General features: G+C 69.9%; 12 protein-coding genes. 6 read left to right on the forward strand and 6 right to left on the reverse strand.

Going from position 1 to position 15,106, the window contains the following annotated elements; all coding sequences use genetic code 11:
- Nucleotides 1-18: 18 nt before the first annotated feature.
- A complete protein-coding gene (locus ACWEMY_RS28035; RefSeq protein ID WP_452392438.1) occupies nt 19-2,292 on the reverse strand; it encodes an ATP-binding protein in 2,274 nt (757 codons plus the stop codon).
- 333 nt (nt 2,293-2,625) lie between these two features.
- Here ACWEMY_RS28035 and ACWEMY_RS28040 point away from each other — a divergent pair, with 333 nt between their 5' ends.
- From ACWEMY_RS28040 to ACWEMY_RS28055, 4 genes are all read left to right on the forward strand, one after another.
- The gene (locus ACWEMY_RS28040) at nt 2,626-4,668 is read left to right on the forward strand and encodes an AMP-binding protein (protein ID WP_452392439.1); all 2,043 of its coding nucleotides are present in this window, start codon (nt 2,626-2,628) and stop codon (nt 4,666-4,668) included.
- Between the two features lie 150 nt (nt 4,669-4,818).
- Nucleotides 4,819-5,523: a response regulator transcription factor gene (locus tag ACWEMY_RS28045; protein WP_452392440.1), complete on the forward strand. Its 705-nt coding sequence runs from the start codon at nt 4,819-4,821 to the stop codon at nt 5,521-5,523.
- 107 nt (nt 5,524-5,630) lie between these two features.
- The gene (locus tag ACWEMY_RS28050; RefSeq protein ID WP_452392441.1) at nt 5,631-6,887 is read left to right on the forward strand and encodes a sensor histidine kinase; all 1,257 of its coding nucleotides are present in this window, start codon (nt 5,631-5,633) and stop codon (nt 6,885-6,887) included.
- 68 nt (nt 6,888-6,955) lie between these two features.
- On the forward strand, nt 6,956-8,116 hold the full coding sequence (locus ACWEMY_RS28055) for a hypothetical protein (RefSeq protein ID WP_452392442.1): 1,161 nt from the start codon (nt 6,956-6,958) through the stop codon (nt 8,114-8,116).
- Nucleotides 8,117-8,167: 51 nt separating this feature from the next.
- On the opposite strand, the gene ACWEMY_RS28060 is transcribed toward ACWEMY_RS28055, so the two are convergent.
- On the reverse strand, nt 8,168-8,806 hold the full coding sequence (locus ACWEMY_RS28060; RefSeq protein ID WP_452392443.1) for a hypothetical protein: 639 nt from the start codon (nt 8,804-8,806) through the stop codon (nt 8,168-8,170).
- A 237-nt stretch (nt 8,807-9,043) separates the two neighbouring features.
- Between ACWEMY_RS28060 and ACWEMY_RS28065 the strand changes: the two genes are divergently transcribed.
- Entirely contained in the window at nt 9,044-9,736 is a 693-nt protein-coding gene (locus ACWEMY_RS28065) for a hypothetical protein (RefSeq protein ID WP_452392444.1), read from the forward strand.
- 57 nt (nt 9,737-9,793) lie between these two features.
- Here ACWEMY_RS28065 and ACWEMY_RS28070 read toward each other — a convergent pair whose 3' ends face one another.
- The 4 genes from ACWEMY_RS28070 to pdxH all read right to left on the reverse strand — a co-directional run bounded on the left by ACWEMY_RS28070 (nt 9,794) and on the right by pdxH (nt 13,766).
- Nucleotides 9,794-10,153, reverse strand: a complete 360-nt coding sequence (locus ACWEMY_RS28070) for an FKBP-type peptidyl-prolyl cis-trans isomerase (protein WP_375933884.1) — start codon at nt 10,151-10,153, stop codon at nt 9,794-9,796.
- A 51-nt stretch (nt 10,154-10,204) separates the two neighbouring features.
- Nucleotides 10,205-11,518, reverse strand: a complete 1,314-nt coding sequence (locus ACWEMY_RS28075; protein ID WP_375933881.1) for a citrate synthase — start codon at nt 11,516-11,518, stop codon at nt 10,205-10,207.
- A 205-nt stretch (nt 11,519-11,723) separates the two neighbouring features.
- Entirely contained in the window at nt 11,724-13,007 is a 1,284-nt protein-coding gene (locus ACWEMY_RS28080; protein ID WP_375933878.1) for an MFS transporter, read from the reverse strand.
- A 63-nt stretch (nt 13,008-13,070) separates the two neighbouring features.
- On the reverse strand, nt 13,071-13,766 hold the full coding sequence (pdxH, locus tag ACWEMY_RS28085; protein ID WP_452392445.1) for a pyridoxamine 5'-phosphate oxidase: 696 nt from the start codon (nt 13,764-13,766) through the stop codon (nt 13,071-13,073).
- Between the two features lie 127 nt (nt 13,767-13,893).
- On the opposite strand from pdxH, the gene ACWEMY_RS28090 reads away from it, so the two are divergent.
- A complete protein-coding gene (locus tag ACWEMY_RS28090) occupies nt 13,894-15,018 on the forward strand; it encodes a citrate synthase 2 (protein ID WP_375933860.1) in 1,125 nt (374 codons plus the stop codon).
- Nucleotides 15,019-15,106 lie beyond the last annotated feature (88 nt).

Below are 15,106 nucleotides of genomic sequence, written 5' to 3' on the forward strand. Positions count from 1 at the left end.
CGGGCGTGAGCGGTTCGATCACCCGGAGGTCCGGCTGATCGGCGTCGAACGCGGCGGCCCACCCGGGTTCAGGTTGCGCTTGGGCAGGGCGGCCGCGGCGAGCTTGCCCCGCTGCGGCACATTCCCGCCCTGACCGGGCGCGGCCGGACGCAGGGTCGGCGCCGACTGCTCGGCCGCGTCCTGCTGCGCGCCCTGGGCCATCGAGTTGCCCGGCTGACGCTGCGGCAGGCCACCCTCGGCGGCCGGACCGCTCACACCGGGGTCGACGGTGACCATCATGTTGCCGCCCGGAGTGCGGGTGATCGCCCGGGTCTGCATGGTGCTCGGCGGGTTCTGCGGGGTCGGCCGCTGCTGCGGGGGCTGCGGCTGCTGCTGCGGCGCGGGCGCCTGCTGCGGGGCCACGACCGGCCCACCGGCACCCGAGACGATCAGGCCGACCGGCACGTGCACCGTGACGGTGACGCCCGGATCACGCGCGGTGTCGAAGGTCGGGCGCAGCCGCACGGTGAGACCGTGACGCTCGGCCAGGCGGCCGACCACGAACAGACCCATGTGCCGGGCGGTGTCGGGACCCGGCTCGGCGGTCTGCTCGAGCCTGCGGTTGATCTCCGACATCTCCGCGGGCGGCATACCGATACCGCGGTCGGCGACCTCGATCAGCAGACCCTGGTCGTGGGCCTGGGCGAAGGTGAACTTGACGTCGGTCTCCGGCGGGGAGGCCCGCAGCGCGTTGTCGAGCAGCTCGGCGAACAGGTGCGCCATATCGGAGGCGGCCGGTTCGACCAGCGAGCCACGCGGGGTGGCGCCGAGCTTGACCCGCTCGTAGTCCTCGACCTCGGAGATCGCGGCCCGCAGCACGTCGGCGATCTCGACCGGCGCCGACTTGGTGCGGCGCTGCTTGGTACCGGCGAGGATCAGCAGGTTGTCGCCGTTGCGGCGCATGCGCGCGGCGAGGTGGTCGAGGCGGAAGAGGTTCTCGAGCAGGCGCGGGTCCTTCTCGTCGTACTCCATCGCCTCGATGAGGGTGAGCTGATGGTCGACGAGCGACTTGGAGCGCCGGGCCAGGGTCTCGAACATGTCGTTGACCTGGGAACGCATCTGCGCCTGGTCGCTGGCCAGGCGCAGCGCCTGGCCGTGGATGTCGTCGACGGCGCGGGCCAGCTGGCCGATCTCCTCGTCGGAGCGCACCGGCATCGGCTCGAGCGGCACGTCCTCGGGGGCGGCGCCGTTACGCAGCTGGGCGACCTCGTGCGGGAGGTCGGACTCGGCCACGCGCAGCGCGGCCAGCCGCAGACGGTGCAGCGGCACGATCATCGAGCGGGCCACGAACACCGCGAGCAACAGCGCGGCGAGGATGGTCGCGATGACGACGCCGGTGTAGGTCCAGGCGCCGGTGGCGGCCGTACCGGCCAGGTCGTCCATGGCCGACTCGATGGCCTTGGTCGACTCGTCGACGACCTTCGCGTAGCCGACGAGACTCGAGTACAGCGAGGTACGCATCTCGCCGACGGGCAGCTTGCCCGCCTGCACCTCCGGCCCGGTCGCCAGGGCCTCCCTGGTCTCGGCCTGGGCCTTGAGGTCGGCGATCACCTGGTCGCCGTCGGGGAAGCGGTTGCTGAGCACGTCGAGCAGGTGACGCTCGGTGCTCACGCCCGCCAGGAAGTGCTGGGCGCCGGTCGCCTGGCCGCGCAGCATCTCGGTCATGCCCGCCAGCTCGTCGACGAGCACCGAACGGGTGTTGAGCGAGTCGACCAGACGCAGCTTCGCCACGTCCATCACCGGATCGCTGACCTGGGTGAGCGTGGTCTCCACGATGTCGACGCTGTCGCGGCGCACCGCCTCGACCGAGGCCAGCGCGGGCTCGGTCGAGGTGGTGAGCCCCTTGCCCTGCGCGCGCACCGCCTTGGCCTGCTTGATCATGCGCTCGAGGGCGGCGTGGGCCCTCGGCAGCTCCTCGAGCCTGCTCAGCGACTGCTCCGCCGCGGCGATCGCGCCGTCGAGCTTGGCCAGGTCGTCGTCGGTGACCAGGGTCGTCCCCGGACCGGCCGGCACCATCTGGCTACCGGAGACCTGCGCCGAGGTAGCACTCAGCGCGGTGACCGACGGAATCGTGTCTACCTGCTCGTTGATACTGGAGAGCCGGTTGGCTTCCGAGAACTCGGAGGTAATCCTCGACACGCCGAGCCCGACCGCGACCGCGAGTGGCACGGCCAGTACGGCCGTAACCTTCCAGCGCAGGTCCCAGTTGCCGAGCGCCCAGCGCTTGCTGCCGGACCTAGCGGCGTCACGCATCTCCCACTCACTTTCCAAACTGGCCTCGTATACCAAGCGGTCTACCAAGCGCCACCAGCGAACCTTCACACTCGCAATGCTGGCTCGCCAGGCGGTGCTGGCCGAGAACTGCGGCTGGCCGAGAAATTGCGTCTACGACTGCCCTAATAAGTGACATCAGATTCTAACGGATCAATAACTTCTTGGCTCACTCCCGGTAGAGGTCCGCGCGATGACCTGCCCGTTCCAGGCAAAACCAAAGGTCGCGGCACCCCCTCGGGTGTCGCGTGAAGTCTGCCACAATCATCAGGATCTATCGAGCGGGCATCGAAGCGAGGCTAGGGAGTCACGGGCTTGGACACCGAACACGAGTACCGGCCGGTCTATCAGACCAGTCTGGTCGATCCAGCCCACTTCTGGTCCGCCGCAGCTCAGGCCGTCGAGTGGGACGTGGCGCCGGAACAGATCGTGGACGCGGCGGACAAGCGATCGGCCCGCTGGTTCCCCGACGGCAGGCTCAACACCTGCGTGAACGCGCTGGACCGGCACGTGCGGGCGGGCACCGTCGCCGAGGGTGGGCGCGCCGATCAGGCGGCTCTCATATATGTCTCCGCTATGACGGACACCACGACGACTTATACCTACGCCGAATTGCTCGACGAGGTCGCCCGATTCGCCGGAGTCATGCGTGATCTCGGTGTGGTGGCCGGTGACCGGGTCGTGATCTATCTGCCGATGGTGCCCGAGGCCGTGATCGCGATGCTGGCCTGCGCGCGTATCGGCGCGGTGCATTCGGTGGTCTTCGGCGGCTTCGCCGCGCCCGAACTGGCCGCCCGGATCGACGACGCCGAGCCGGTATTGGTGGTCACTTCCTCCGGCGGGATCGAGCCGGGCCGCCGCATCGACTACCCGCCGATCGTCATGCAGGCGCTCGACCTCACCACGACCACGTCGGTGCGCACGGTGATCGTCAAGCAGCGGCCGCAGTTCGCCACCATCGAGTTCCCCGCTCCCCTGCCCGCCACCGACGTGCTGCCCGCCTCCGAGCAGACGGTGGCCGCGCGCTGGGTGGACTGGGACGCCTCGGTCGCGGGCACCGAGCCCGCCGAGCCGGTGTCGGTCGCCGCGACCGATCCGCTCTACATCCTCTACACCTCCGGCACCACCGGGAAACCCAAGGGCGTGGTGCGCGACAACGGCGGGCACGCGGTGGCGCTGTCCTGGTCGATGCGCAACATCTACGACGTCGGGCCGGGTCAGGTGTTCTGGGCGGCCTCGGATGTGGGCTGGGTGGTCGGCCACTCCTACATCGTCTACGCGCCGCTGCTGGTGGGCGCCACGACCGTGCTCTACGAGGGCAAACCGGTCGGCACCCCCGACGCGGGCGCCTTCTGGCGCATCGTCGACGAGCACGACGTGCGGGTGCTGTTCACCGCGCCCACCGCCCTGCGCGCGATCCGCCGCGCCGACCCCGAGGCGACCATCGCCCACCGCTCGGATCTGTCGAAACTGCGCGCGCTGTTCTGCGCGGGCGAGCGCCTGGACCCGGCCACCTTCGAATGGGCCACCGACACCCTGCTCGCCGGGCATCCCGATGTGCCCGTGGTGGATCACTGGTGGCAGACCGAGACCGGCTGGCCGATCTGCGCCGACCCGCTGGGCCTGCAGGAACTGCCGGTCAAGCCCGGTTCGGCGTGCGTGCCGGTGCCCGGTTACCGGCTGCGGGTGCTCGACGCCAACGGCAACGCGGTGCCCGCGGGCGTGGAGGGCAATATCGTCATCGGCCTGCCGCTGCCCCCCGGCACCCTGACCGGCCTGTGGCGCGACCGCGACCGCTTCATCCGCTCCTACCTGGCCACCTTCCCCGGCCACTACCTCACCGGCGACTCCGGCTACTTCGACGAGGACGGCTACCTCTACGTCCTGGGCCGCAGCGACGACGTCATCAATATCGCCGGTCACCGCCTCTCGGCGGGCAGCATCGAGGCCGCGATCTCCGGGCACGAGGCGGTGGCCGAATGCGCGGTGATCGGCATGCCCGACGAGCTCAAGGGCAGCCTGCCGCTGGCGTATGTGGTGCTCAAACAGGGTGTGGAGATCGATCAGGAGCGCTTGCGCGCCGAGCTCGTCGAGCGGGTCCGCACCCAGATCGGCGCCATCGCCAGCCTCTACGACGCCATCATCGTCTCCGGCCTGCCCAAGACCCGCTCCGGCAAGATCCTGCGCAAGACCATCCGCCAGCTCACCGCGGGCGAGCACGTGGAACCCCCCGCCACCATCGAAGACCCGGCCGTACTGACCGCCCTGTCCGACCGCATCCTGGCCAACCCCCCACTGGGCATCCCGTCCACGGAAACCCCAGACCGCGACGGCGACCCGGTCGCACCCACCTCCTGAAACCTCCACCGTTCTCGGCGAAACCTCCACCGTTCTCGGCGCGCCTCCGCCTCTGGACTGACCGGAGGGTGCGACGAAGGAGTGCCCGCAGGGAGGGAAGAGGCGGAGTCAAGCGCCGAGAACCGCGGCGCCAGCCGCTAATGTCACAGCGTGACCGAACGTGCCGCTGCCACCGTCCTGGTCGTCGACGATGACGAGGACGTCCTGGCCTCCGTCGAACGTGGCCTGCGCCTGTCCGGGTTCCGGGTGCTGGTCGCCCGTGACGGCGCCGCGGCGTTGCGCGCGGTGGCCGAGCACGGCCCCGACGCCGTCGTGCTGGACATGAACATGCCGGTGCTCGACGGCGCGGGCGTGGTGACGGCGCTGCGGGCGATGGGCAACGACGTGCCGATCTGTGTGCTCAGCGCCCGTTCCTCGGTGGACGACCGGATCGCCGGACTCGAATCCGGCGCCGACGACTACCTGGTGAAACCCTTCGAACTGGCCGAGCTGGTGGCCCGCATCCGCGCGCTGCTGCGCCGCCGCACCGACACGCCCGAGCCGAGCGCGCCGGGCGCCATCGCGGTGGGGCCGCTGCAGGTCGATGTGGCCGGGTATCGGGCGTTGCTGCACGGCCGGGAAATCGAGCTCACCAAACGCGAATTCGAATTGTTGTCGACCCTGGCCAGGAATGCGGGTGTGGTTCTCACGCGGGAACGGCTGCTGGAATTGGTGTGGGGTTACGATTTCATAGCGGATACGAATGTCGTCGATGTGTTCGTCGGTTACCTCCGCCGCAAACTCGAAATAGATGACACGCCAAGGATTCTGCATACGATCCGTGGCGTCGGATTCGTGTTGCGGGAACCCAAATGACCGAGGCACCGCCGAAACGCCGTCGGAGACAATCGTTTTCGCTGAGAACGAGGGTCGCCGGCGCGGCCGCGGCCGGTGCCGTCCTGATCGTCGGGATCGCGACATTCGTGAGTTTCCAGGCGATCGAACGCAACAATGTCACCCAGACCGATCAGCAGCTCGAGATCGCCTCGCGCATCGTGCTGATCGAGCCGGTGCTGGCCACCGGTTTCGTCAACCTGACCGGCCTGCAGAACACCATGGCGCTCACCGTGCGCGACGACGGCCAGGTGACCGCCTCCAGCTCCACCCAGCTACCCGCGCTGCCGCCCGGCTCGCAGACCGTCGAGGTCGACGACCAGCCCTATCGCGTGCTCACCACCACCGAGAACCAGCCCGCGGGCCGCACCGTCTCGCTGGCCATCCCGACCACCGAGTCGGCCAAGGCCACCGACGACCAGCAGCGCTGGGTGCTCGCGGGCGCCGGTGTCGCGGTGGCCGCGGCCGCGGCGCTGGGCTGGCTGCTGGCGGGACGGGCCGTGGGACCCATCGTCACCCTGACCCGGCAGGTCTCGGCCCGCAGCGCCTTCCCCGATCCGGCCAATCCGGCCCAGCCGGTGGACGGTTCGGGCGTGGACGAGGCGGTGAAGCTGGCCGATGCGGTGAACACCATGCTGGCCCGCGTCGACGAGGCGCAGGCCGAGACCGCCGCCGCCCTGGAGACCGCGCGCGATTTCGCCGCCGTCTCCGCCCACGAACTACGCACCCCGCTCACCGCCATCCGCACCGACCTCGAGGTGCTGCGCACCCTCGATCTCACCGACGCGCAGCGCCGCGAGATCCTCGACGACCTGGCCCGCAACGAGACCCGCGTCGAGACCACCCTCACCGCGCTGGAACGGCTGGCCCGCGGCGATCTCACCGCCGAGGCCGACCACGTGCCCACCGATGTGGCCGACCTGTGCGATCAGGCCGCCCACGACGCCATGCGCCACAATCCCGGCCTCCAGGTGCGCATCGAGACCGACGCCGAGCTGGTCACCCTCGGCCTGCCCGCGGGTCTGCGCCTGGCCATCGACAACGCGCTGACCAACTCGGTCAAGCACGGCGGCGCCACCCAGGCCGTGGTCTCGGCGCACCGCTACCCCGGCGACCACATCGTGATCGCCGTGGACGACAACGGCACCGGCGTCCCGCCCGGGGAACGCGAGGCCGTGTTCGCCCGCTTCGCCCGCGGCACCAACGCCACCAAGGGCGGCTCCGGCCTCGGCCTGGCACTGGTGGCCCAGCAGGCCCAGTTGCACGGCGGCCACGCCTATTTCGCCGACAGCCCACTGGGCGGGGCCCGCCTGGTCATCGACCTGCCGATCCGCCGGGCCTACTGAGCGTTCCTCAACGAACTCTCAGACCTCCCCCAGACCACGCAGCGAACAGGCTCGATACCGTCGGCCCCGTGATCGACAAACCCCTGCGCCTGCTCAGTCTCACCGTCGCCGCCCTGCTCGCCGGTGGTGTGCTGGCCGCCTGCGCGGGGCAGGACTCCGCCCCGACCGGCTTCGCCCTGGTGAACGCCGATACCGGCCCGACCGGGGAGCGGGTCGCCAAGGCCGTGCAGGACGCGGGCGGCTACGACTGGACCGTGGCGAAGCCCGGCGAGGTGGACCCCGCCGACTACGCCGCGGTGATCACCCTGCCCGCCGACCTCACCTCCTCGATGGCGACCCTGGCCACCCCGGACCCGAAGCGCGCCAAGGTCACCGTGACCGCCCACGAGGGCGCCGACACCGGCACCGTGAACGGCGCGGTCGACGTGGTCACCCACCGCATCGGCGCCTCCGGTGTGGACGCGGCGCTGGCCGCGGTGGCCCAGGCCCGCAATCAGATGACCTCGGTGCAGTTCACCGCCCAGCTGCTCAACGCGGGTGTGAACGCGGCTGCCGCGGGCGCCGACCAGTTCAGCGGCGGTGCCGAGCAGATGCTGGGTTTCCTCGATTTCGCCAAGGAAGGCGCCGGGCAGCTCACCTCGGCCATCGCACTGCTGAACCAGACCGTCGACGGCGCGGCCAAGCAGGCCACCCAGCTCGCCGACGCGTTGAGCGCGACCGGTGTCACCATCGCCGGGGTGCAGAGCAGCGCGGCGGCCATGGGGTCCGGGCTCGATCAGATCCTGCCGCCGCTGAAGAGCCTGCCGTTCGCGAACGATCCCCAGCTCGCCCCGATCATCGCCAAACTCGAAGCGTTGCAGACCGTCTCGAAGCAGGCGGGTACCCAGCTCGACGGCCTGAGCGAACTGACCGGCGCGGCCGTCGACCCGAACACCGAGCTGGGCACGCTGCTGCGCACCGTGGTCGAGCGGCTCAACGGCGCCCGCGACCAGCTCACCCAGGGTGCCGCCCTCGCCGAGGGCCTGCCCGCCCTGGCCGAACAGGGCGGCGCGCAGCTGGTCTCGGCCATGGAACAGCTCACCAGCGGGGTGGGTGCGATGCAGAACATCGTCGGCAACCTCAACACCCAGACCGGCAAGGCCCTCGAGGCGCTGCCGCCGCGCGGGCAGGCCCAGCAGTCCGCGCTGGCCCTGGCGTTGACCGATCCGGTCGAGGTCGTGCGCGAATAGCACGACGGCCCGCGCCGGAAACCGGTGCGGGCCGCTCGTCGATTCAGCCGATCAGGGCAGCACCTGCGGGATGATGTCCGGCGCGACGACGCCGACCACCGCGCCGATGAGCGCGCCGACCAGCGCATTCGGCAGCCCGACCAGGCCGACACACGGCAGGTACAAGATCATCGTGGTGATCATCGGAATGCACACGATGGCAGCGGCGATCGCACCGATACCCGCACCGACGGCGGCGGCGTTCTGCACCGGGTCGGGGAACTGGGCGGTGGGCGAGGTGGCGATGTCCTTCAGTTCGGTGGCTGCCGCCGGGGTGATCTGCGGGGTCACCGTGAGACCGCGCCCGTCGGCGGCGATCTCGGTGGCCAGCGCGATGACCTCGCCGCCGACCGTGCGGAACGAACCGGGGATCTCCCCGATCCGCGCGCCCGTCGCCGACTCCACCACGACACCGTCCTCGGCCGCGACGAACCGGCCCGCGTCGAGGGAGGCGGAGACCGTCTTCAAGTCCGGTGCCACCGTGCTGCGGTACCCGACCCCGTCGGTGACCCCCACACTGGACAATCCTTCGGCGTAGCGGGTCTGCTGATCGACCTCGGCCGAGCCGGTGCCCGCACCCACCAGACTCACCGCCACCGCGATCGGCAATGCCGCCGCGAGCACGTGTCGAGCACCCTTGCGATGGAACATGATCGAGAAACTCCCTCCCGAAACCCCCGAAGAAAGCCCCGAACCCCGGGCGAATCGATCAGCGCGCACTGTCATGGACATCAGCAGTAGTAGCCCACGGGCCGACTGATAGCAAATCGACACAACCGGTCACAGACAACCCGTCTTCGCGCCCGTCTGCGCCCCGAACGGCACCACGACATCGGCCGAACCCGAAAGCCCTTGTCGGCTAAGGTGATCCCGAAAGGGGGGAACACCATGACAGGCCCTGACACCCCGTATCCCGGCAGGCCGCAGCCCGCGCCACCACCGCAACCGGGCTACGCGCCGCCGCAACAGCCGGGCTACGCGCCGCCACCCGGCCCGGTCCCATCCGGGGCCTATCCCGCGCAGTCGAGCTGGCCGCCGCAGCCACCAACCACTCCGCGCAAGGTGTGGCCCGCCGCCCTCGCCACCGGACTCGGCGGCATGGTGCTGGCGGGCGGCGTCGTCGCGGGCGTCGCCGCCGCGCTCTGGCCGGAACCGCCCGCACCCGACCCCGCGGCGGCCGCCCTGGCCCAGACGACCGCGAACCGGGAAGCCGCCCGCGTGGCCAGTTGCGACTACGCGCGCGTGGTGTCGACCTACGACTCCGCCGACCTGGACGGCTACCTCGCGCGATCATCCGCTGGCGCGACCGACCCGTACAAGACGGAATTCGACAACGCGTCCCAGGCGCTGGGCCAGGCGATGCGGACGGCGCAGGTGAGTTCCCGCGTCGAGGACCTGGAGTGTTTCTACAAGTCCGGCGACGGCGACGAGATCGTCATCGTCGACATCATGTCCCAGTTCCGCCGCTCGGTCACCCAGCCGGTGGAGGACAAGCAGACCTTCGTCATCGAGATGACCATGCGCAAGGTCGGCGACCGCTGGCTGTGCAGCAAGATGAACTCGCCGATGCTCAACAAGTAGACACAACGACCGCGGCCCACCTTCCGGGGGAAGGTGGGCCGCGGTGCGGTGTCAGGGTCAGTTCGCGTCGAGCAGGTCGATCACGAAGACCAGGGTCTTGCCCGAGAGACCGTGTCCGGCACCGGCCGGACCGTAGGCCAGCTCCGGCGGGATGGTCAGCTGACGGCGGCCGCCTACCTTCATGCCGGGGATGCCGTCCTGCCAGCCCTGGATCAGGCCGCGCAGCGGGAAGGTGATCGATTCGCCGCGGTCCCACGAGGAGTCGAACTGCTCGCCGGTCTCGAACTCGACACCGACGTAGTGCACCTCGACGGTGCCGCCGGGCACCGCTTCCTTGCCTTCGCCCTCGACGAGGTCCTTGATCACGAGCTCGGTGGGCGCGGGGCCCTCCTGGAATTCGATCTCCGGCTTGGTCATTCGGCTATCCCCTTCGATAGGTTGCGTTGTCGCCAGTGACGGTGGTCGAGATCAGCGGGTGCCGATGTCGAGGTAGTCACGCTCACCGTAACCGGTGTAGATCTGGCGCGGGCGGCCGATCTTCAGCGGCTCGGAGTGCATCTCGCGCCAGTGCGCGATCCAGCCCGGCAGGCGGCCCATGGCGAACAGCACGGTGAACATGCGGGTCGGGAAGCCCATGGCCCGGTAGATGACGCCGGTGTAGAAGTCGACGTTCGGGTACAGGCGGCGCGAGACGAAGTAGTCGTCGGTGAGGGCGGCCTCTTCGAGCTGCTTGGCGATGTCGAGCAGCTGGTCGTCGCCGCCGATCTTCGACAGGATCTTGTCGGCGGCCTGCTTGACCAGGGTGGCGCGCGGGTCGTAGTTGCGGTAGACGCGGTGCCCGAAGCCCATGAGCTTCACGCCGTCTTCCTTGTTCTTGACCTTGCGGATGAATTCCTTGACGTCGCCGCCGTTGGCCTTGATCTCGTCGAGCATCTCCAGCACGGCCTGGTTGGCGCCGCCGTGCAGCGGGCCCCACAGCGCGTTGATGCCACCGGACACCGAGGTGAACAGGTTGGCGTCGGAGGAACCGACGAGGCGCACGGTCGAGGTGGAGCAGTTCTGCTCGTGGTCGGCGTGCAGGATCAGCAGCATGTCCAGCGCGGCGGCGATCTCCGGGTCGACCTCGTAGGGCTCGGCCGGGAAACCGAAGGTCATCCGCAGGAAGTTCTCGACCAGGCTCAGCGAGTTGTCCGGGTAGAGGAACGGCTGGCCGACCGACTTCTTGTACGAGTAGGCCGCGATGGTGGGCAGCTTGGCCAGCAGGCGGATGGTGGACAGCTCGACCTGCTCGGGGTCGCGCGGGTCCAGCGAGTCCTGGTAGTAGGCCGACAGCGCGTTGACCGCCGAGGACAGCACCGGCATCGGGTGCGCGTTGCGCGGGAAGCCGTCGAAGAACCGCTTGAGGTCCTCGTGCAGCAGCGTGTGGCGGCGGATGCGGTCGGTGAAGTCGTCGAGCTGGGCCTGGGTCGGCAGCTCGCCGTAGATGAGCAGGTAGCTGACCTCGATGAAGGTCGAGCGGCCCGCGAGCTGGTCGATCGGGTATCCGCGGTAGCGCAGGATGCCCGCTTCACCGTCGATGTAGGTGATGGCCGACTTGGTCGACGCGGTGTTCATGAAACCGGGGTCGTAGGTGACGTAACCGGTGCTGGACAGCAGCTTGCCGAGGTCGAGTCCGTTGTTGCCCTCGGCGGCCGTGGTGACCGTCATCGGGAACTCGCCGCCGGGGTACTGCAGTACCGCCTTGGCGTCCTCGGCGACGTTGGTGATGTTCTCAGCGGGCACGGAAGGATCCCTCTCAGGCTAGTTGAGATTCTCGCCGGGCCCTGAAACCCGGCGTGTAACCGTCAGCCCCGATGCGGTCGGCATACGGTGCGCTTGACGTAACGCTAGCTGTTGTTCGGGCGAGCTGAACAATCAGGGTTACCCTGGGGTGTTCTCACACCGGAGCCGATCGGCGGTGAGGTCTGCCGACCCGCCGTCGCGGTGGTCATCCGGTGGCGGCGCCGGAGTGCGCCCGGCTGACCTGGTACCGCACGAACGCGGGGAAGGCCAGCGCGGCCAGCACCACGCCGATCACCACCAGAACTCCACCACCGGCGGCAGCTACAGCGGTACCCAGGCTCGCCGCGGCGAAACCGTGGGCAACATCACCGATGCGCGGCCCACCTGCGACGACCACGATGAACACCCCCTGCAACCGGCCGCGCATCTCGTCGGTGGACACATTGAGCAACATCGCCGTGCGCAGGGCCGCCGAGATCATGTCCACCGCGCCGCCCAGCGCCAGGAACGCCACCGCGATCCACAGCCACACCCCCAGCCCGAACAGGTGCCCGGTCAGCCCGACGGCCAGCCCGAACCCGACCATCGCCACGCCCCAGATCGCGATGCACACGATCACCGCCAGCCCCTGCCTGCGGATGCGCGGCACCCAGCCGGAGAACACCCCGCCCAGTACCGCGCCCGCCGAGATCGCGGCGAACAGCAGGCCCAGCGCGACGCCGCCCTCGGCCGGGTCGTGGAAGGTCTCGTGCGCGATCTGCGGGAACAGCGCGCGGGGCATGCCGAAGACCATGGCGATGATGTCGACGACGAAGGAGGCCAGCAGGATGCGCTGGGCGGTGAGATAGCGGAACCCGTCGATCACCGTACGCAGCCCGGCCCGGCGCTGGTCGCCGGTCGGCGGGAAGGACGGCAGCTTGCTCACCGCCCACAGCGTGGCGAGCAGGGCGATGGCGTCGAGCAGATACAGCGTCGGCAGGCCGAGCACCGGGATGAGCAGCCCGGCCAGCACCGGACCGGCGATCATGCCGACGTTCTGCACCGTCATCGACAGCGAACTGGCCGCCGCGATCTGCTCCGGCGGCAGCATCCGCGCGATGGCGGCGCTGCGGGTGGGCTGGTTGACCGCGAAGAACGCCTGCTGCACCGCGAACAACCCCAGCACCAGCCACACATTGCTCATCCCCAGCGCGGCCTGCACCCAGAACGCGACGGCGGTGGCGCCGGTGCCCGCGGTGGTGATCACCAGCAGCGTGCGCCGGTCCATCACGTCGGCCAGCGCCCCGCCCCACAGCCCGAACACCACCAGCGGCACCAGGCCGAACAGCCCGGCCAGGCCGACATAGCCGGAGCTGCCGGTGATCTGGAAGATCTGCTGCGGCACGGCGACCACCGAGAGCTGCGCGCCGACGACCGTGACGATATTGGTGGTCCAGAGCCTGCGATAGTCGCGATTGCGCAGGGGTTCGGTGTCGGCGAGCAGTTTCACTTACGGCACGTTAGCCAGTGCACCTCTAAACGTCCCACGATTTTTCTCGGTGAGATAGCCCACTCACGGCTGCAGGCGCTCGACGGTCGGGTGCGCGCCGTCGAGGCGCACCACGATGCGGTTGTGCAGGCGACCGCGCCTGCCCTGCCAGAACTCCACCTCGTCGGGCCGCAGCAGATACCCACCCCAGTGCGGGGGCACGGGGATGTCGGCCACGTCGGCGAAGCGGGCCGTGGTCTCGGCCAGCGCCCGATCGAGATCGGCCCGCGCGGCGACCGGACGCGACTGCTGCGAGGCCCACGCGCCCAGCCGCGACTCGCGCGGACGCGCCTGCCAGTAGGCCAGCGTCACCTCCGCGGGCACCCGTTCGGTGCGCCCGCGCACGTGCACCTGCCGGGCCAGCGAGGGCCAGACGAAGGTGGCCGCGGCATAGGGATCGCCGGCGAGCTGCTCGCCCTTGGCCGAGTCGTAGTTCGTATAGAAGGTGACGCCCTCGGGCGCGAGACCCTTGCACAGCACCGTGCGCGCGACCGGGCGCGGCACCGGGCCGGTCAGCGAGACGGTGGCCAACACCATGGCGTTGGGTTCGGCCACGCCCAGGCTCCTGGCCTGGTCGATCCAGTTCCGCAGCAACGGTTCCCAGCCGCCCGCCACCCAGCTCTCGTCGAGATCGGCTTCGGTGGTGGGCACGGCCAGTGGGTCGCCGTAGTCGACGCGCATCGCGGCGAGATCGCCCGCGAGGGGTTCCGGGTCACGCATGGTCACAAACGCTACGCCGACCCCGCCGGTGGCCCTTGTCACGGCCGGGTGAGGGGCGGGGTTACCAGCGGGTATCCACAGGTCTATCGTTCAGGAAGATCGGCATTTCCCGGCAAGGAGAGTCACCATGACGGCCAGCGCGGTACCCCAGGATTTCGTCAGCGGATTGGAAGGCGTGGTGGCCTTCACCACCGATATCGCCGAGCCGGACAAGGACGGTGGCGCGCTGCGATATCGCGGCGTGGACATCGAGGATCTGGTCGCCAACCGCGTCACCTTCGGCGATGTCTGGGCCCTGCTGGTCGATGGTGCGTTCGGTCGCGGTCTGCCGCCCGCCGAACCCTTCCCGCTGCCGGTGCACACCGGTGACGTGCGCGTCGACGTGCAGGCCGGCCTGGCCATGCTCGCCCCGATCTGGGGCTACGAGCCGCTGCTCGACATCGACGACGAGACCGCCCGCGAGAACCTCGCCCGCGCCTCGGTGATGGCGCTGTCGTATGTGGCGCAGTCCGCGCGCGGCATCTATCAGCCCGCCGTCCCGCAGCGCAAGATCGACGAATGCACCACCGTCACCGAACGTTTCATGACCCGCTGGAAGGGTGACCCGGACCCGCGTCACACCGAGGCCATCGACGCCTACTGGGTCTCCGCCGCCGAGCACGGCATGAACGCCTCCACCTTCACCGCCCGCGTCATCGCCTCCACCGGCGCCGACGTGGCCGCCTCGCTGTCCGGCGCGATCGGCGCCATGTCCGGCCCGCTGCACGGCGGCGCCCCCGCCCGCGTACTGCCGATGATCGAAGCGGTCGAGCAGTCCGGCGACGCCCGCGCCCTGGTCAAGGGCATCCTGGACCGCAAAGAGAAGCTGATGGGCTTCGGCCACCGCGTCTACCGCGCCGAGGACCCCCGCGCCCGCGTGCTGCGCGCCACCGCCCAGCGCCTCGACGCCCCCCGCTTCGAAGTCGCCGCCGCCCTCGAACAGGCCGCCCTCGCCGAACTCCGCGAACGCCGCCCCGACCGCGCCATCGAGACCAACGTCGAATTCTGGGCCGCCGTCATCCTCGACTTCGCCGAAGTCCCCGCCCACATGATGCCCGCCATGTTCACCTGCGGCCGCACCGCAGGCTGGTGCGCCCACATCCTCGAACAGAAGCAGCTGGGCAAGCTGGTCCGCCCCGCCGCCATCTACACCGGCCCGGGCCCCCGCACCCCCGAAGAAGTAGCCGGCTGGTCCACCATCGCCCGCTCCTGAATCACTGCACCCGAGTCGGGGGGGGCCCGGGGGGCCCCCCCCCCCCCCCACCGAGAAGAACCCCCCCAACTCATAGGGGGGGCCACAC

This window comes from Nocardia sp. NPDC004415 (assembly GCF_053602435.1).

Coding starts and splice junctions, on each gene's coding strand:
- ACWEMY_RS28035 (WP_452392438.1), bottom strand. CDS start 2,292: ATGCGTGACGCCGCTAGGTCCGGCAGCAAGCGCTGGGCGCTCGGCAAC.
- ACWEMY_RS28060 (WP_452392443.1), bottom strand. CDS start 8,806: ATGTTCCATCGCAAGGGTGCTCGACACGTGCTCGCGGCGGCATTGCCG.
- ACWEMY_RS28065 (WP_452392444.1), top strand. CDS start 9,044: ATGACAGGCCCTGACACCCCGTATCCCGGCAGGCCGCAGCCCGCGCCA.
- ACWEMY_RS28070 (WP_375933884.1), bottom strand. CDS start 10,153: ATGACCAAGCCGGAGATCGAATTCCAGGAGGGCCCCGCGCCCACCGAG.
- pdxH (WP_452392445.1), bottom strand. CDS start 13,766: ATGCGTGACCCGGAACCCCTCGCGGGCGATCTCGCCGCGATGCGCGTC.
- ACWEMY_RS28090 (WP_375933860.1), top strand. CDS start 13,894: ATGACGGCCAGCGCGGTACCCCAGGATTTCGTCAGCGGATTGGAAGGC.